Source organism: Bifidobacterium simiiventris (genome assembly GCF_019331715.1).
Classification (GTDB): domain Bacteria; phylum Actinomycetota; class Actinomycetes; order Actinomycetales; family Bifidobacteriaceae; genus Bifidobacterium; species Bifidobacterium simiiventris.
The window spans coordinates 1-18,233 of the sequence record NZ_JAHBBG010000019.1 but is presented as its reverse complement, the minus strand read 5'-3'; the positions used below and the strand labels follow the sequence as shown (position 1 = coordinate 18,233).

The 18,233-nt window shown below is 62.5% G+C and carries 16 protein-coding genes; 5 read left to right on the top strand and 11 right to left on the bottom strand.

Annotated features, from left to right (window positions below; translation table 11 throughout):
- Window positions 1-219: 219 nt before the first annotated feature.
- Window positions 220-1,074, top strand: coding sequence for a FadR/GntR family transcriptional regulator (locus KIH76_RS11160; RefSeq protein WP_214373549.1), 855 nt, complete (start codon window positions 220-222; stop codon window positions 1,072-1,074).
- A 192-nt stretch (window positions 1,075-1,266) separates the two neighbouring features.
- Here the strand turns inward: KIH76_RS11160 and KIH76_RS11155 are convergent, their stop codons facing one another.
- From KIH76_RS11155 to KIH76_RS11115, 9 genes are all read right to left on the bottom strand, one after another.
- Complete coding sequence (locus tag KIH76_RS11155; protein WP_219070740.1) at window positions 1,267-2,229, bottom strand: dihydrodipicolinate synthase family protein; 963 nt, start codon at window positions 2,227-2,229, stop codon at window positions 1,267-1,269.
- Between the two features lie 194 nt (window positions 2,230-2,423).
- Window positions 2,424-3,257 carry an ABC transporter ATP-binding protein gene (locus KIH76_RS11150; protein WP_219070739.1) on the bottom strand — a complete coding sequence of 278 codons (834 nt, stop codon included), beginning with the start codon at window positions 3,255-3,257 and terminating at the stop codon, window positions 2,424-2,426.
- Complete coding sequence (locus KIH76_RS11145) at window positions 3,254-5,329, bottom strand: dipeptide/oligopeptide/nickel ABC transporter permease/ATP-binding protein (protein WP_219070738.1); 2,076 nt, start codon at window positions 5,327-5,329, stop codon at window positions 3,254-3,256. Before KIH76_RS11145 ends, KIH76_RS11150 begins: the two co-directional genes overlap by 4 nt.
- 2 nt (window positions 5,330-5,331) lie before the next feature.
- Window positions 5,332-6,288 (bottom strand): ABC transporter permease, encoded by a 957-nt coding sequence (locus tag KIH76_RS11140; RefSeq protein ID WP_219070737.1) that lies wholly within the window; start codon window positions 6,286-6,288, stop codon window positions 5,332-5,334.
- 161 nt (window positions 6,289-6,449) lie between these two features.
- Entirely contained in the window at window positions 6,450-8,021 is a 1,572-nt protein-coding gene (locus KIH76_RS11135; RefSeq protein WP_219070736.1) for an ABC transporter substrate-binding protein, read from the bottom strand.
- Window positions 8,022-8,348: 327 nt separating this feature from the next.
- Entirely contained in the window at window positions 8,349-9,017 is a 669-nt protein-coding gene (locus KIH76_RS11130) for an N-acetylmannosamine-6-phosphate 2-epimerase (protein ID WP_219070735.1), read from the bottom strand.
- Between the two features lie 22 nt (window positions 9,018-9,039).
- On the bottom strand, window positions 9,040-10,068 hold the full coding sequence (locus KIH76_RS11125; protein WP_219070734.1) for an ROK family protein: 1,029 nt from the start codon (window positions 10,066-10,068) through the stop codon (window positions 9,040-9,042).
- On the bottom strand, window positions 10,065-10,985 hold the full coding sequence (locus tag KIH76_RS11120; RefSeq protein ID WP_219070732.1) for a DUF4862 family protein: 921 nt from the start codon (window positions 10,983-10,985) through the stop codon (window positions 10,065-10,067). The genes KIH76_RS11125 and KIH76_RS11120 overlap by 4 nt, the downstream gene beginning before the upstream one ends.
- A 111-nt stretch (window positions 10,986-11,096) precedes the next feature.
- The gene (locus KIH76_RS11115; RefSeq protein WP_219070731.1) at window positions 11,097-11,744 is read right to left on the bottom strand and encodes a DUF5701 family protein; all 648 of its coding nucleotides are present in this window, start codon (window positions 11,742-11,744) and stop codon (window positions 11,097-11,099) included.
- 136 nt (window positions 11,745-11,880) lie between these two features.
- Here KIH76_RS11115 and asd point away from each other — a divergent pair, with 136 nt between their 5' ends.
- Together asd and KIH76_RS11105 are read left to right on the top strand one after the other, a co-directional pair.
- Window positions 11,881-12,975 carry an aspartate-semialdehyde dehydrogenase gene (asd, locus tag KIH76_RS11110; RefSeq protein WP_214373540.1) on the top strand — a complete coding sequence of 365 codons (1,095 nt, stop codon included), beginning with the start codon at window positions 11,881-11,883 and terminating at the stop codon, window positions 12,973-12,975.
- A gap of 196 nt (window positions 12,976-13,171) precedes the next feature.
- The gene (locus KIH76_RS11105; protein WP_214373539.1) at window positions 13,172-14,392 is read left to right on the top strand and encodes an ATP-binding protein; all 1,221 of its coding nucleotides are present in this window, start codon (window positions 13,172-13,174) and stop codon (window positions 14,390-14,392) included.
- Between the two features lie 274 nt (window positions 14,393-14,666).
- Here KIH76_RS11105 and KIH76_RS11100 read toward each other — a convergent pair whose 3' ends face one another.
- Window positions 14,667-15,251 (bottom strand): ACT domain-containing protein, encoded by a 585-nt coding sequence (locus tag KIH76_RS11100; protein WP_214373538.1) that lies wholly within the window; start codon window positions 15,249-15,251, stop codon window positions 14,667-14,669.
- A 60-nt stretch (window positions 15,252-15,311) separates the two neighbouring features.
- Window positions 15,312-16,076, bottom strand: a complete 765-nt coding sequence (locus KIH76_RS11095) for an aspartate kinase (RefSeq protein ID WP_163230047.1) — start codon at window positions 16,074-16,076, stop codon at window positions 15,312-15,314.
- A 153-nt stretch (window positions 16,077-16,229) separates the two neighbouring features.
- Between KIH76_RS11095 and KIH76_RS11090 the strand changes: the two genes are divergently transcribed.
- Together KIH76_RS11090 and KIH76_RS11085 are read left to right on the top strand one after the other, a co-directional pair.
- On the top strand, window positions 16,230-17,627 hold the full coding sequence (locus KIH76_RS11090; protein ID WP_214373537.1) for an ATP-binding protein: 1,398 nt from the start codon (window positions 16,230-16,232) through the stop codon (window positions 17,625-17,627).
- Between the two features lie 241 nt (window positions 17,628-17,868).
- Window positions 17,869-18,072 (top strand): hypothetical protein, encoded by a 204-nt coding sequence (locus KIH76_RS11085; protein WP_214373536.1) that lies wholly within the window; start codon window positions 17,869-17,871, stop codon window positions 18,070-18,072.
- The last annotated feature ends 161 nt before the right edge of the window (window positions 18,073-18,233 follow it).

The following is an 18,233-nucleotide window of genomic DNA, read 5'->3' as shown; positions in this document are numbered from 1 at the left end:
ACGTCCGCAGGACGGACGGCACTTCGCCGCAGCCAGCACCGGACACCCCACCCTGACACAGCCGGGCCCTTTGCCAGCCCAAAGCGTATCGCGATAGGAGCAAAACCTAGTCGTGCGTTGTGTTTGCGCCTATTGTGGTTCATAAGACCGTCAGGGGAACGGTGGTATTGCATGCAACAACGTCGTACCCATAAGGGAAAACAAGACAAGGAGCGTATCATGAGCAACCCATCCGGTCCGGCCGCACTTGAGACGCCGAACCAGAACGGGAACCGAACCCAGCCATCAGGCGACGAAATCCTAGGCGAGTACACCCAGCAGGAACTAGCGATGCTGGCCCGTCTGTCACTGCAAAGTACGCCCACCGTCTCCGCACGCAGCCGTTGCGACGAGACGATGGACGCCATCAAATCCTATATTCTGCATGAGCATCTGCAGCCCGGCGACGTGCTGCCGACCGAGGCGCAGCTGTGCGACACGATCGGCGCATCCCGATCCTCGGTGCGCGAGGCCGTGCGCAAGCTCGAGGCGCTGAACATCGTCAAGGTGGAGCATGGCAAGGGCACGTTCGTCGGGTCGCTGTCTCTGGATCCGATGGTGGAGACGCTCGCCTTCCGTTCGATGGTGTCCGTGGGCAAGAACTTCGCCGATCTGCAGGACGTGGTCCAGCTGCGCCGGTTCCTGGATCTCGGCTGCGCCGACGAGGTGGTGGCCTCGCTGGCGAACAGCGAGCAACCCCATCTCATGAAGCTCGCCGATTCCATGACCGCCACCGCGAAGGACGGCAAAACCTTCCTCGCGCTGGACATCGACTTCCACATGGGCATTCTCGATTCGATCGGCAACACCATCGTCAAGCAGATGGTCCGGTCCCTGTGGCTGGTCCACATGGCGGTGCTCCCCCAGCTCGGACTGCCGGTGTCCAGCGAACTCGACCGCACCGCCTCGGCCCATCGCCGCATGCTCGACGCCGCACTGGCGGGCGATGTCGACGCGTATCGTCAGGCCGTCGTCGACCACTACGAGCCCATCGAATCCATCCTTCGGCAGCGCATCGAAGACGGCGACGAGTAGGCCCTCATCCCTCCTCCCCTCTCCCCCATTCTGTGCGGGATGCGCATCCAACAAGGCGGGGTCGGTTCCGGGAACATTCCGGAACCGACCCCGCCTTTATGGTGAAAGGAGCAAAGGAAAGGAAGAGAAAACGAATGTCGAGCGCCAGCCAAACCGGCGCCCAGACTCAGGCGCTCATAACGGTCATAGCGGTCAGGCGATCACAGTGGAGGCGCTCACCTCCTCGGCCGTGCGTACCGGCTCCAGGCCGCATTCGCGCAGCACGCCGGCCACAGCCTCCACGTTCGCGCCCGTCAACGCACGAACCGGATTGGGCATCTGGTTGGTCTCGAACACGCCAAGCAGGGCCATGGCGGTCTTGAACGCGCCTACGCCGGCGCCGAATCCGGAGACGCCGGAGGTGACGTTCACGATGTTCATCAGCGCGGCGAGCTTGTCCTGCTCTGCGCGCACGGTGGCCCAGTCTCCGGCCTCGTAGGCCCGCCACATGCGCACGTAGCCGGTGCATTCCACGTTGCCCAGGCCCGGCACACTGCCGTCGGCGCCGGCCATGTACGCACCGTCCACCACGACCTCCTGGCCGGTGAGCAGCACCAGCGGATGGCCGGCCTTGCGGTTGGCGTCGCACAGGAAACGGAAGGAGACGTCGTCGTTGGACGAGTCCTTGACGCCGGCGAGCACGCCGTCAAGACCGAGACGGATGAGCAGGTCGCCGGGCAGTTTGACGTGCACGCACACGGGGATGTCGTAGGCGAACAGCGGCAGGTCCACGGCCTCGTGGATCAGACGGAAGTGGTTCTCGATCTCGGGCAGACCGCCGAGCGCGTAGAACGGTGCAGTGGCGACGATGGCGTCGGCGCCGAGTTCGGCGGCCACCTTAGCGTGCTCGATGACGCGCTCGGTCTCGGTGTCGATGCAGCCGACCAGCACCGGCACGCGGCCGGCGGTGAATTCGATGGCGGCCTCGATGATCTCACGGCGGCGGGCGTCGGTGCTGAAGGCCACCTCGCCGGAGGATCCGAGGAAGAACAGGCCGTTGACGCCCGCGTCGACCAAGCGGTCGATGGAGCGTTTGAAACTAGCGCGGTCGAGCTGGCGGTCGGCGGTCAGCGGAGTCACGACCGGGGGGATCACGCCGCGGAAAGTGGTGTTCATGATGATGTTCCTTATGTCTGTGTCGTATGTGTCTGTGTTTGGTGTCTGTGTTTGGTTCGTCGATAAAGGACGTTGGATGGATCGGCGATTGGAGACGATTGGTTCGCCGAACCGGCAGGATTCCGCCAATCCGGCAGCCGCGCCGGCAGCGATCATCTGCGATCGCACCGACGCGAGGCGACCTCGCCGAACGATCAGATGCACTCCTCCGGCGTCGGATGCAGCAGCGAGGGCGCCGCACCCAACAGCAGTTTCGTGTAGTCGTCCTGCGGGTTGTTCAGCACGTCCCGGGCCTCGCCGTGCTCGACGATGGTGCCGTGGTTCATCACGACGATCTCGTCGGAGACATAGCGAACCGTCTGAATATCGTGACTGATGAACACCATCGACAGACCGAGCGACTTCTTCAGATCAGACAGCAGGTTGAGGATCTGCGCACGGACGGACACGTCCAGTGCGGAAGTCGGCTCGTCGGCGATGATCGCATCCGGGTTGAGCGAGAGCGCACGGGCGATGGCCACGCGCTGTCGCTGGCCGCCGGAGAGCTGGCCCGGCAGCGCGTTAAGCGCGGACTTCGGCAGGCCGACCATGTCGATGAGTTCGTAGGCGCGCTTGCGGCGGGCCGCGGCGTCGCCGAGCTTGTGCACCACGAGCGGATCCATGAGCTGGTCCTGCACGCTCATGCGGGCGTTGAGCGCGGTGGCCGGGTCCTGGAAGACCACGGAGACCACGCGGCCGATGTCCATGCGCTCCTTGGCGGTACGCTTGGTCACGTCCTGCCCTTTGAAGAACACATGGCCGCCGGTGACGGACTGCAGACCGCACATCACGTTGGCCGTGGTGGACTTGCCGCAGCCGGACTCGCCCACGATGCCGATCGTGCGGCCGGGCATGAGCTTGAGGTTCACCTTGTTGACCGCCGTCACCTTTTTGGGGTGGAACAGCGTGCCGGCTCGCGTGGTGAACACGACTTCGGCGTTCCTCAGTTCGATGATCGGGACTACGTTGCTGTTGGTTTTGCTGCTCATCGCTGTGCTCCCTTCAGGGCTTGCGCGGCCTCCTGGGCGGCCACTTCCGGAGTGGGTGCGAACCAGTCGTAGGTGAATGCGGGCGCGGGCGCGGGTTCGGGATCATCGGGCAGACAGGCCACCATGTGCTGGGTGCCGGGCACGCGCTTCATGACCGGGTGGATGTCGAGTCCGCGGTCCGGATGCGAGGAGCGCGGCGCGAACCGGTCGCCCTTGGGGAAGTCGGCCGGCGACGGCACGGTGCCGGGCACTTGGTGAAGTCGGCCCTGGCCGGCCTCAATGGAGGTGACGGAACCGAGCAGACCGCGCGTGTACTCGTGGCGGGGATCGGTGAGGATCTCCTTGGTGGACGCCTGTTCGACGACCTGACCGGCGTACATGACGGTCACCGAGTGGGCGACCTTGGCCACGAGCGCCAGATCATGGCTGACGAAGATCATCGCGAAGCCGAGCTTCTCGCGCAGCTCGTTGAGCAGGTCGATGACCTGCTTCTGCACAGTCACGTCGAGCGCGGTGGTCGGCTCGTCGGCGATGATGAGCTTCGGGTCGCGGGTCAGGGCCATCGCGATGAGCACGCGCTGGCGCTGACCGCCGGACAGCTCGTGCGGATAGGATTCCAACGTGCGCTTCGGATCGAGGCCCACCAGTTCGAGCAGCTCCTCGGCGGTGCGGGTGCCGCCGCGCTTGGTCAGCTGCTTCATCTGTGCCTTGATGAGCATGGACGGATTGAGGCTGGAGAGCGCGTCCTGATAGATCATGGCGATCTCGTGGCCGCGCAGGGCGTTGTGCTCCTTGGGACTCATGCCCACGAGATTCTTGCCGTCGAACAGGATCTCGCCGCTGATCTCGGCGCGCGGGTCGAGCAGTCCCATGATGGCCAGCGAGGTGATGGACTTGCCGCAGCCGGATTCGCCCACCAAGCCCATCGTCTGTCCGGCGCGCACGGCGAAGGACAGATGGTCGACCACGTTCACGTCGCCGTGGCGCGGGAACTTGATGCACAAGTCGCGCACCTCGATGACCGGCTTGGCGTGGGACAGCGGGATGAAGCGGTCCTTGCGCCTGAGTTCGGCCTCGCGCAGCTGTGCGAGACGCTGGTCGAGGCTTTCCTTCTGGGCGGCGTAGGCGGCCACCGGGTCCACGAGCAGACGGTCCTCCTTGCGGCTGAGCTCCTTGCCCTCCTCGCTCTGCTGGATGGGCGCGGTGGGCGCGGCCACCATCGCGTCGGTGATGCCTTCGGACAGGATGTTCAGGCACAACACGGTGACCATGATCGCCAGGCCCGGGAACATGGCCTGCCACCAGTAGCCATACAGCACGCCAGCCTTGGCGGAGGACAGGATGTTGCCCCAGGTCGGGGTCGGCTCGGGAATGCCCGCGTTGATGAACGACAGGGACGCTTCGAACACGATCGCGTCGGCCACGGACAGCGTGGTGAACACCATGACGGGGGCCGCGATGTTGCGCGTGACGTGCTTGAAGAGAATCCACGGAGCGCGGGCGCCGGAGACGATCACCGCGCGCACGTAGTCCTTGCCATACTCGCTGATGATGTTGGCTCGCACGATGCGGGCCACCTGCGGCACGTACAGCACGCCGATGGAGATGATGATGCCGATCATCGACTGACCGAGGATGGAGACGAACACCGCAGCGAGCGCGATGGTCGGCACGGACATGACCACGTCGATCAGTCGCATGATGATCTCGGACACCCAAGTGCGCGAGACCGCAGCCACAGCGCCGATGATGGAACCGACGACGAGGGCGAACGCGATGGAGCTCAGGCCGATGACCAGCGAGTACCGCGCGCCGTAGATGACGCGGGAGAAAACGTCGCGGCCGAGGTTGTCGGTGCCGAACCAGTGGTCGGCGGTAGGTGCCTGATAGCTGAGGGTAATCTCGGTCGGGTTGTGCGGGGTCACGACGGACGCGAAGATCGCGGCCAGCGCGAGCACCGCGATGACGATGACGGAGATGCGCGTGCCGATGCTCATGTTCGACCAGCGCTTGACCCTGACCTTGGTGTTGGGCTTGCTGAATTCGCGGGTTGCGTTGTTGCTTCCAAACATCGTCACACCGTCCTGATTCGCGGGTTGATGAGGACATAGAGCAGGTCGACGATCACGTTGACCACCATGAAGGCCAGCGCCACGACCAGCGCCACACCCTGCACGAGGGTCGGCTGGTTGTTGTTGATGCCGTCGAACATCGCGGTGCCCATACCGGGCAGGGCGAAGATGACCTCGATGACGATGGCGCCGCCCATGAGGTAGCCGATCTTCATGCCGAGCATGGTGACCGGGGTGATCAGGGCGTTGCGGAACACGTTGCGGGCCACGACCACGCCCTTGGGCACGCCGGCGCCGATGGCGGTGCGCACGTAATCCTTATCGAGCTCCTCGACCATGGACGTACGGATGATGCGGGTGAGCGAGCCGGCCACGGGCAGGCCAAGCGCGAAGCTGGGCATGGCCATGCGGGCCAGGTATCCGCTCGGGTCTTGGGTGAAGGCGGGCAGGTCGCCGGCGCCGGGCAGCCAGGACATCTTGATCTGCAGCACGTAGATGAGGAGCACGCCGAGCCAGAAGGACGGGGTGGCGATGGCGATGATGGAGACCACGCGGATGGCCTGATCGACCCAGGTGTCGCGGTACAGGGCGGCCAGTACGCCGAAGATGACGGCGAAGACGATGGCGATGAGCAGGCCGATGAAGGTCAGTTGGAGGGTGATGGGGAACGCGGTGGCGATGCGGCCGCTCACCGGGTCCTTGTTGACGCCGTAGACGCCGAGGTCGCCGCGCAGCAGTCCGCCGAGGTAAGAGAAGAACTGCTCCCACCAGGGGCGGTCGAAGCCCATTTCGTGCCGGTAGGCGGCGAGCGCCTGCGGGGTGGCGTTCTCGCCGAGGGCGGCGACGGCCGGATCGTATTGGGAGAAGGACATCAGGAAGTAGACCAGCAGGGTCACTCCGAATGCCATGAACGGCAGGGCGATCAGTCGTCTGCCGAGGAGGCGTAGCAGGTTGTTCAATGGGACTCCCTTGTCGGATTGTTCAAGACAGGTGATTCAGGATGGCTCGGGATGGCATGGCTCGATGAATGGCATGGCCCTCCCGTCTCGCGGACGTTCATATGGCCCGCGGGACGGGAGGACCTGTTATGGCTACGAGGTCTGCCGGGCGACGCTGCCGGTTACTTGTTCAGCTCGGCGTTCACCAAGTTGATGCCGGTGGAGCCGATCGCGTCGACGCTCTTGAACACGCCCTTCTTGAAAGCGGTGGTCGTCTGGCGGTGGAACAGCGGGTAGAGCGGCACCTCTTCGCTGAGCAGGTCGAAGCACTGGTTCCAGTAGTCCTGGCGTTCGTCGTCGCTGGTGGCGTCCAGGGCCTTGTCCATCAGCTCGTGGAGCGTGGTGTAGCCTTCGGAGCCGTTCCAGAAGGTGCGGGTCTTGGTCCAGGCGTTGTCGCCGTACCACCAGTTCATCAGCAGGTCGGGGTCGTTGCCGAACACGGACGGGTCGCCGGGTGCGAGCACCATCGAGAAGTCGGCGCCTTCCTTGTCGGTGATGTTCGGGTAGAGGGCGGAGGATGCCATCGACTGGATGTCCACGTTCATGCCGATCTCGGCCAGATCGTTCTTGATCTGCGGGGCCAGCTGGGTGATCCAGGAGTGGTCGGTGGTGTAAAGGGTGAACTTGAGCTCACCGGTGACGCCGGCCTTCTTGAGCAGTTCCTTGGCCTTCTCCACGTTCTTGGTGTAGACGTTGCTGGCCTTGTGGTAGTTCGAGAAGTTCTCGGGCAGGAAGCTGGTGGCCGCGGAGGCCTGGCCGGACATCTGGTTGTCGATGAGCTTCTGGGTGTCGATCGCGTAGAAGACGGCCTGACGGACTTCCTTCTTGTCGAACGGAGCCTTCTTGGTGTTGAACATGAGGAACGGCAGGTTGAAGCCCTGCACGGTCTCCAGTTCGGAGCCGGAGGATTCGAGGGTCTTGAAAGCGTTGGCGGGCACCATTTCCATCACGTCCACCTTGCCGGCCTGCATGGCGGTGACGCGGGCGGTGTCGTCCACGGACACGTTCCACACCATGTGCGCGGTCTGGGCGGGGTGGTCGCCGTTGTACTGGTCGTTCTTGTCGAACTTGACCTGCTGGTCGGTGATCTCCGTGTACTTCCACGGGCCGGAGCCGACCGGCTGGGCCTTGAGATCCTCGTCGCTCATCGAGGAGGGGACGATCTGGATGAGGGCGAGGCGCTGCTTGAACATCGGGAACGCGCGGGTGAGCTTGAAGGTCACTTCGGTGTCGGACTTGGCTTCGACGGAGTCGATGAAGTCGAGCATGGAGATGTACAGGCTGCCTTCGGCGGTGGTGCGCTTATAGGAGGAGACCACGTCATCCGCGGTGACCGCGGTGCCGTCGGAGAACTTGGCTCCGTCGCGCAGCGCGACCACGTATTCGGTGTCGGACACCTGCTCCGGTTCACCGGCGGCGAGCGCATTGAATACGGAATAGTCCGTGTAGTTGAGCGCGTACAGCGGTTCGGTCACGTGCCAGTTGCCGGCCATGGCGAGTGCGCTGGATGTGGTGGAGGGCGAAAAATCACGAGTTGCGTATGCGACCTGTGCCGTGATGGTGTCGGCTACGGCCGTGCCGCCGCTCGCCGTGCCTTTGGCGGCGTCGTTGCTGCCGCCGCATCCGGCGAGCAGCATGAGGCCCGCGACGGTCGCCGCCACGGCAGCCTTGAATGTTCCGGTCTTCCTGATCATTGGTTCTCCTCGTCGTTGAGTACATGTAGGACCATCGTTCGAAACGAGACGGTGCCTTTCTGAAAATAGAGATGGGTGATGTTTCCCGATGGTGGATGATGCTTGCTGATGGTTGGTGATTGATTGATGATTCGGTTCTCGCCAGACCGATCGCTCGGTTGGGGGTCCACGAGAGCCGATAGCGTCGTCGTCGAACTGACTTAATGATAAGACGTCTGATGTCTGATTTCAAGTCGGGAGTGTTGCCGGTGCGGCAGATGCGGAACCGGCCCCTCGCTCGACCGCCGCAGTCACCGTTTTTCCTTGATATTCTGCGGTTTTCCAGCCTTACAGTTGCGCCACGAACCAGCTCGTGATGCTGGTGGGATGCGTGATCGCGGTGCCCACCACGGCGGCCCACGCGCCGGCGGCCATCACCTGATGCAGCTGTGCGGGCGTGTGGATGCGTCCCTCGCACAGCACGGGCACGTCGGGGAACGTCTCGATCATCTGGCCAAGCAGTTCGAAATCAGGGCCGTCGGTCTTCGGACGGTCGCCCGTGTAGCCGGACAGCGTGGTGGAGATGATGTCGGTGCCGGCTTCGACCGCGCGTTCGGCGTCGGCGAAGCTGCCGCAATCGGCCATCACGAGCACGCCTTCATCATGCAGGGCGCGCACGGTGTCCGCGTAGGTCAGTCCGTCCGGCCGTGGGCGACCGGTCGCGTCGATGGCGACGATGTCCGCACCGGCGGCCGCGCAGCAGCGTGCATGACGCAACGTCGGCGTGATGTACACACCCTCCTCGCCGTCCTTCCAGATGCCGATCACCGGCACGCTCACCTGCCCTTTGATAGCGGCGATGTCCGCCAATCCTTGGCAGCGGATACCCACGGCGCCGCCTTCGACGGCCGCCATCGCCATCTGCGCCATCGTCTCCGGATGACGCAGCGGCTCGCCCGGATACGCCTGGCAGCTCACCACGAGTCCGCCCTTGATTCGTTCGATCGTCTGATGCATGTTCGTTGCTCCTTTGCGTTTGTCAGGTATTGTCATGCGATTCGCACATCTGCGCCGTCATACGCACATGCCGATCCGCAGCGGCGGCCGCGCCGATGAGCGGCGCATCGCCACCGAGCTCGCCTTCGGCGAGCGGAGTGGGTTTGACCAGCGCGAGCGCCGATTCCGCGAATCCGGTGCGCAGGGCGTCCCACCAGATCGGCCCGGCCTTGACCACCGAGCCGGACACCACGATCACGTCCGGGTCGATGAGATTGCCCATGCCGCCGATGCATTCGCCAAGAGCGCGGGCGCTGTCGGACAGCACCTCGCCGGCCAGTCGCTCGCCGGCTGCGGCACGCGACGCTACTTCCGCGCCATCGGCGACCGGTCCGAGAGCGCCGTCATCAGCCGCGCCGCGCATCTCCTCGCAACGCTGGTTGTACAGGTCCTTGAGTCCCGTACCGGACGCCACCGGTTCGATATGCCCGTCGCGGGTGCCGCACGAACACAGGAATCCTCGGCCCAGCGCACTGGGCACATGTCCAGCGTGGCCGGCCACGCCGTGCGCGCCGGTAAACAGCTCGCCGTCTACCACGATGGCGCCACCGATGCCGGTGCCCACGCCGATCGACAGCACCACGGACTTGCCGCGACCGGCACCGTAACTGGCCTCGCCGAGTCCATGCGCGCCCACGTCGCCGATCATGCGCACCGGTAGGTCGGTGACCTGCACGAAGGCGTCGTAGATGCGCTGGCCGCGCCAGCCGGGCAGGATATCGGTGGCGGCAACGATCACGCCGGTCTCGCTGTCCGGCACGCCGGCCGCCGCGATGCCGATGCCCGCAACCGTTAATCCTTCGGCCGCGGCACGTTCCAACTGGCGTACGGCGAGCGCCACGATGCGCCGCTTGAGATCATCTCCGCCACGCGCGGCCTCGGTCGGGATCTCGCAGCGGCCCGTCACTGCGGGCGTCTCGCTGGCTGCGGTCGGCAGGGTCACGAATCCCGAGGCGACTTTGGTGCCGCCGATGTCGAACGTCAGATACGTGGACTTAACGGCCCCGCTCATGAGATCGCCGCCTTGTCGACCGCCTCATGGATGCGAGCCAGATAGCCGAGTCGCTCCTCGATGGTCGAGTCCTTGGGGACGCACACTTTGGCACCCAGGTAATCGAGCGTGGTCTCCTGCTCGCACGCGGCCCGCACGGTCGCCGCGATCGCCGCGGCGTCCATCAGCGAAGTCGGCTCGTCCGGGTTCATGGGCAGGTGGCCGTCGATCCAACCGTATCCGTATTGGGTTTCCTCCGGCCCCGCTCCGGAGAACATGAGGCCCGCAAGCACGCCGGCCTGTGCAGCCTTGCTCACATGGTCGACCGCGGTGGCGGCGGCGCGGCCTTCCACCACGGAACGACCCCAGTTCGCGGTCAGTCCGATGCCGGTCTGGAGACACAGGTCGATCTCGTCCTCGATGGGCAGGAATCCTTTTTCCGGCTTCTGGCCTTCGATATATCGGTCGCAGTGTTCGATCACCAGTTCGGCTCCGGACCAGTCCCACTGCGCCAGTTCCTCCAGCGAGGCGGCCATGGCGTCGCGGCTGGCCTGCGCGGTGGGCGCCGAATGAATTTCCACGAATCGGATATCCTGAGCGCCGCGCCGTTGCATGAAGTCGACAAGCGCGCGGCATACCTGTTCCATAAAGTCGAGCGCGGCCCGGCGTCCGTCGTGGTTCGGGCTGGCGAGGCCGAAGTTCGGGTCCTGCCATACGTGCTGCATGGTGCCGGGAATGACGGTGACCGTGTTGCCATGCCAGTGCGCGGGCAGGACGCCGGCCAGCCACGTGTGATCCGCGGGCTGCGCGAGGTCGCCGGGGAAGGGCAGTTCGGTTCCGGATATCCACGATTGTTGCCCAAGCAGGTTGTAGTAGTCCTCCTGGGCTTTTCGCCCCTGAGGCAGCGACGCGTAAGCGCCGACGACGAATGACGGCATGCTGGTTTCCTCCTTGAAAAGCTGGTGCCAAGACATACCTATCGTACTATCATCAGACGTCTGATGTCTAATCTCCGGAGCGTCCGACAGCAACGCTCCCATCTGAACGGGCTATCTGAACAGGCTTACGCCGCGACGTGACATGCAGTACGCGTTGCCCAGCCATGTGTGCCGCGAATTCGGCCACACCGCCCCCAGCCGCGGCGCGTTCTGGCTCATCCAGATGCTCGGCACGCGGCCGTCCGCACTGCGCGAGCCGAGCAAGTTGAACCCGTTCTTCTCGAGTAGCCATTCCGGATGCTGCGTCGCGATCGCGAGTCCCTCCTCAAGCGTGAGCGGCGTGCGTTCGTCGGAGTCGATGAGCTTGCGCGCCACGTCCGGCTCGCGGTTGATGTAGCAGGTGCCGGTATGCGGCTCGACGACGAGGTAGAACGGGCCTTCCGGCGGCTCGAACCCGTCCTGCGGCAGGAAGCTGGCGATGTCGCGCGGCGGCATCGTCGTGAACCCGGCCATGCGGTTGATGCTGGTTCGCGCGATCAGCGACTCGGGCGAGACGAGTTCGCGCGTCGGGATCAGCAGGATGTCCGTGCCGAGACGGTACCGCGGATCGTCAGCATCCGGGTCGCATTGCTCGAGCGCGGCGATCAGTGGGTGGGCGAGCGCGCGGAACGCGGCGGCGGAGATGTCCGCCACGTCCGGGTACCCCAATGCCACCAAACGGTCCAACTGCTTGCGTGCTTCATCCGATGCGATCGACATATCCTCCAGCCTACCAGCGACCCGACCGACCGCGGACCGGCCAGCATATGGGAACGAGCGGGTCGTTAGGCGGCGCGGTTCGTACAATGGTCGGCAACTCGAAGTCCGTATTGTCCGCACAAACATAGGGGTTGGTATGTCCGAAAAACTCAAGGTCGGCATCCTCGGCGCGACCGGCATGGTCGGCCAGCGTTTCGTCACGTTGCTCGAGAATCACCCGTGGTTCGAGGTGACAACGCTCGCCGCGTCCGCTCATTCGGCCGGCAAGACGTACGAGGAGGCGGTCGGCGACCGTTGGAAGATCGAGACGCCGATGCCCGAGTATGCGCGGCACATGACCGTGGTCGATGGCGACGATGCAGAGTCGGTCGCGGCCGGCGTGGACTTCATGTTCTCGGCGGTGAACATGCCGAAAGACCAGATCCGCGCGATCGAGGAACGGTACGCGAAGACCGAGACGCCGGTCGTCTCCAACAACAGCGCGCACCGCTGGACGCCGGACGTGCCGATGGTCGTGCCGGAGATCAACCCGGAGCATTTCGCGGTGATCGAACACCAGCGCAAGCGCCTGGGCACCACGCGCGGCTTCATCGCGGTCAAGCCGAACTGCTCGATCCAGGCGTACACGCCGGCGCTGGCCGCGTGGAAGGAGTTCGAGCCGCGCGAGGTGGTCGTGAGCACGTATCAGGCGATTTCCGGCGCGGGCAAGACGTTCAAGGACTGGCCCGAGATGGTGGGCAACATCATCCCGTTCATCTCCGGCGAGGAGGCGAAGAGCGAGAAGGAGCCGCTGAAGGTGTTCGGCCACGTCGACCCCGAGAAGGGCGAGATCGTGCCGTTCGACGGCCCGCTGCGCATCACGTCGCAGTGCATCCGTGTGCCCGTGCTCAACGGCCACACCGCGACCGTGTTCCTCAACTTCGGCAAGAAGGCCACGAAGGATGAGCTGATCGACCGGCTCGTCAACTACACGTCGAAGGCGGCCGAGCTCGGTCTGCCGCACGCGCCGAAGCACTTCATCCAGTACCTGACCGAGGACGACCGCCCGCAGGTCAAGCTCGATGTGGATTACGAGGGCGGCATGGGCGTGTCGATCGGCCGTCTGCGTGAGGATTCGATCTTCGACTGGAAGTTCGTGGGACTCGCGCACAACACGCTGCGCGGTGCGGCCGGCGGCGCGCTCGAATGCGCCGAGATGCTCAAGGCCCTCGGCTACATCACCAAGAAGTAAGCCGTACGCTCGCAACGCGTCTCTCATCCCCGTTCGGAACAGCCGTTTCCGGACGGGGATTTTCATATGTCTTCATCGTCATCCGTTCTTATCTTCCGTCAATACGCCATATTCTTCATACAAGAAACCTTTCCAGTTCTTTAGAATTTTTCTTCTATAGAAGAAGAATTCTAAAAAAATTGATATAATCTCTATCATGAAAGAAAGCAGGCCGCTGATTGATCGTCCCCGATACCTCGATCGCATCATGCCGTTCATCGGCGCCGACGATGTCATCAAGGTGCTAGTCGGGCTGCGGCGCAGCGGCAAATCGGATATGCTGCGGCTCATCCAACAGCGACTCATCTCCGAAGGCCGCACTCCCGACCAATTCATCTCCCTGAACTTCGAAGACTATTCCCTCACCAAATATCATGACCCGGACGCGCTGTACCCGTATCTCATGAGCCGCATCAACGCCGTCGACGGCACGCCCTACGTCTTTCTCGACGAAGTGCAGGAAGTACGCGGTTTCGAAAAGGTCGTCAATTCGCTGCGTGCCACGACAAAGGCGGACGTGACCATCACCGGATCGAATTCCACGCTGCTGTCTGGCGAACTGGCCACCTATCTTGGCGGACGCTATGTGCAGTTCGAGATTTTCCCATTCGGCTATGCGGAATTCCGCGACGCCCGGCAGCGTATTCACGGAGACGACTCCTTCAATGCGTTCCTCATGGAAGGCGGCATGCCTTTCGTCGCCGCCGGCAGCTGGGATGAGGAAAGCCGCCGCACATACCTGACGGACATCTACCGTTCCGTTGTGCTGCGCGATGTGGTTCGACGCCATCGCATCCGAGACGTGGCGTTATTGGAACGCATCGTCATGTTCGCCATGCAGAACACCGGCAACGTGTTGTCCGCGAATGCCATCGCCGCATATCTTAAGGCGGAGCGCATCGACGCCGGCACACAGACCGTCATCAATTATCTGGAGTACTGCCGCGAGGCGTTTCTGCTGGAACGTATGAACCGCACCGATCTGGTCGGCAAGCAGGTGCTGAAAACCCTGCAGAAGTACTATGTGGCCGATCATGGATTACGCAATGCGATTATCGGCGACGGCACCGCGCAGATACAGGGCGTACTGGAGAACATGGTTGCGGTGGAAGGGCTGCGCAGGGGGTACACGGTTTCCGTGGGCACGGTCAACGGCAAGGAAGTCGATTTCGTATTCGACAAGGGTTCTCAACGCCGATACGTGCAGGTGACGTATCTTATCGACAGCGACAAGACCGCTGAACGTGAGTTTGGCGTATTCACAGACGTTCCGGACAATTACCCCAAGACCGTAGTGTCGATGGATCCCATCCTGCGCCCGCGAGACGGCATCGAGCATCGGCGAATCGATGAATTCCTTCTCGCCGAGGATTGGTGATGAGGGCTCGCCGCCCTATCTCGAAGCGTCCGGCTGCCGTTAGGAGTCAGCTCTTTTGGAGGAAAACGGACGCTCAATGCGGCGTCAGCGTCCGTTTTCGACTAGGAGATCGCCGCCAGTGGAAGGAACCGGACGCTGCCGGGCAACAAAGAGGGCGTTTGTTCATAGGAAGCCACCGCTCCTATGAACAAACGCCCGCAAGCAGTACGCCGGTATCGCCGAATTCAGCCGGCAAACGATCCGGCGCCGCCGAACCCGCAGCCGACTGCCGAAATCAGCGGCCGGTGCCGCCGTAGACGACGGCTTCGATCTGGTCGGAATCCAGACCGTAGGCGGTGTGCAGCGCACGCACCGCGTCGTTGAGCTGCTCGAGCGGCACGAGCGCGGCGATACGGATCTCGGAGGTCGAGATCATGAGCACGTTGATGTTCTTCTCGCTGAGCGCGGTGAAGAACTTCGCCGCGAGACCCGAGTGCGTCTTCATACCGACGCCCACCACGGCCACCTTGCCGACGTTCGTGTCGATATCGAACGAGCGGTATCCCAGCTCCTCATGCTTGTCGAGCAGCACGTCCTCGACCTGCTTGACGGTCGATTCCGGCACGGTGAACGAAATGTCCGCGGTGCCAACCGACGCGCCGGCCTGCACGATCATGTCCACGTTCACACCGGCCGTAGCCAGCTCAGTGAACACCTTCGCAGCCATGCCCGGCTCGTTCGGCACGCCGCGCACGGTGGCGAGCGCTTCGGAACGGTCGTGCGCGATGCCGGAGATGACCGGCGCTTCGGGGCCGAGATCGGGGAACAGGTCGCCCATCGACTTGGCGCCCTCGTTGTTGGCAGTGTTGTTGTCGCTCATGGTTATTGCCTTACTCGTAAAAGTCTGTATCGGTTACGTTTATCTGATGCCGGATGACCGTCAGTCCAGGTTCGGCAGCGTGCGCGGGTCAACGCCGTCCGGCACGACCAGCGTGCCCGGACGGTGCGAGAATGACGAACGCACGTGCAGCGGCATGTTGAATCGCTGCGCGTATTCGACGCAACGCAACGCAAGCACCTTGGACCCGCAGCTGGCCATTTCGAGAATCGCGTCGTATCCGATCACCGGAATGCGCCGCGCGGTCGGCACGATGCGCGGGTCGGCGGTGAAGATGCCGTCCACATCGGTGTAGATCTCGCAGATGTCGGCGCCGAGGGCCACGGCCAGCGCGACGGCGGACGTGTCGGAGCCGCCGCGGCCGAGCGTGGTCGCGTCGCCCTTCGCGTTGATGCCCTGGAAGCCCGCGACGATCGCGACGTCGCCGAGCGAGAGCGCGTTCTTGACACGATCCGGCTTGACGGCCTTGATATGGGCCGCGCCGTAGCGCGCATCGGTGAAGAAGCCGGCCTGCTGACCGGTGAACGAGTGCGCACGGTCGCCCTCGGCGTGGATGGCCATCGCGAGCAGGCTCATGGAGATGCGTTCGCCGGCGGTCATGAGCATATCCATCTCGCGCTCGGGCGGATTGGAGTCGATACTGAGCGCCTGGTCGATCAGATCGTCGGTGGTGTCGCCCATCGCGGAGACGACCACCGCGACCTTATTGCCCTTTTTCTTCGTCTCGACGACGCGCTTGGCCACGCGCTTGATGGAGTCCGTATCGGCGACCGACGAACCGCCGTACTTCTGCACGATGAGAGCCACTGCTGTCCATTCTCTCTATGGGTAAACTTGCCGCCTATTCTACGTAAGCGGCACGATTATAAGGATTGCGCCTCATGCGGAGCGGACAAGCACCCACCATGCGGACGCAGCGCGACGGCGTTCAAGGGGCTTCCGGGTTCGTATTCGGTCACCATGCCGGAATTCAAGGAATCCAACAACGATGCCTTTATGATCGGCAAGGACATTTCCGCTCTCGCCAATGCCGCAGCCGTGGAAGGCCAATACTATGCCTACATGCTCTGGGGTGTTGACGACAACACGCACAATATCATCGGCACTACTTTCAATCCGCTCAATGAGAAGCATAAGGGACAGGAACTGGAGCTTTGGCTCCGTCTCAAATTATCCAAGAACGCGGAGTTTCGGTTTATCCCGATCAATGTCGATGATAAGCGTCTGGTAATCCTGCGCATATGGCCGGCCGCAGGTTATCCCGTGTCGTTTGACGGCGCCGAATACGTTCGGTCCGGCACCTCGACGCAACCGTTGGCAAAGAACTCACAACGCGAACGTCGGTTGTGGGAGGTCACCAAATCGGAATCGTTCGAGGAGCAGATTGCATTGCCTTGGCTGACGGCCGAGGAAGTACTGACCCAGTTGCGTTGGAAAGCGTACTTCACTCAGTCTGCGACTCCGATGCCTTCCAGTCAGGAATCGGTCTTGCGGTATCTGGAAACCGACCACTTGGTGAAGGCATTGGATAGCGGACAGTATGCCATTACCAATCTGGGTGCGTTGCTGTTCGCCGAGGATCTGCAGCAGTACCCCACCGTCAGCCGTAAGGCGCTGCGAGTCATTAAGTATGATGGAGTCCGCAAATCGTCCCCCTCGCGAACTCAAACCTACCCACACGGATATGCCGACATGGATTCCATCGCGGCTTTTCTGCAAGCATGGCTACCGGAAAGCGAGACCATCGGACGAGCCTTACGCGTCACCACATTCGCCTATCCGCCGATCGCAGTACGAGAACTGCTCGGCAACATGCTCATCCATCAGGACCTCACCATACGAGGAGCCGGACCGCTTATCGAGATTTTTGACAATCGTGTGGAATTCTCCAATCCAGGTAACTCCCTGATCAGCATCGAACGTCTCGTCAACGATCCACCGGCTGCGCGCAACCCCAAGCTCGCGGCACTCTCCCGCAGACTGCATATGTGCGAAGAAGCAGGTTCCGGATGGGACAAGATCATCGACGCATGCGAGACCGCACAACTCCCGTCTCCGGAGATACAGCAATCGGATGGCGATAGCCCAAGCATCATGATCAGGCTTTCCCAATACCGTCCGTACACTCAACTCAGTACCAGCGAACGCATGGATTCATGCTATTGGCATGCATGCATACAGTTTGCTGACGGGACCTGTCTGACGAATGCGTCCCTGCGCGCAAGGTTCGGCCTTTCGGATTCGTATTCGTCTCAGATCTCACGGCTGATCCGTGAAGCCGTACACGCAGAATTGATCAAACCAGTTGATCCCGATGCGTCGCGAAAGAAGATGGAATACATACCGGCATGGGCGTAAGCGTCGTACACTGCAGACCAATGGTTTTATTTGACGAGTAACCGTAATTCGGTGGCCTGAAACCACAAAAACGTTGATTTTCCAACGATTTTTTATTTGACAGTTATTTGACGATTTATAGTGCGCATGCGGTCTGACCGCACGGACGACGATCTCTGTACATACGCAAGGAGTCCGGCATTCCGTTGGGGGGGTGCCGGACTCCTATGATTGTTCGGAGCATTACGCGAAGGTGCGGCTCATGCGGTCGGTCGAAGACCTGAAACTGGACGGATACACGGTTATCCAGAATTATTTCGACGCGCTGACTGATTACAACCGCATGTATCGCATGCGCGAAATCGAACGACTGCGATCGGATCTGTACATGGGTGATCTGATTCGCTCGACGTTCACGTTTTTGCGTATCATATTTGACAAATGGTTTGTGCTTTCAATAGACTGAATCGTTAGATAACAAAAAACTGAACGGTTTTTTATGAGGCTTCTGCTGTTTTCGTGGGTTAGGTTGTTGGTGTTGGTAGTTGGATGTTGAGTCCGCCGCATCTGAGCATGACGAGGCTGATGAGGTTGGTGACGTGGTGGAAGCCGTAGGCCATGCGGATG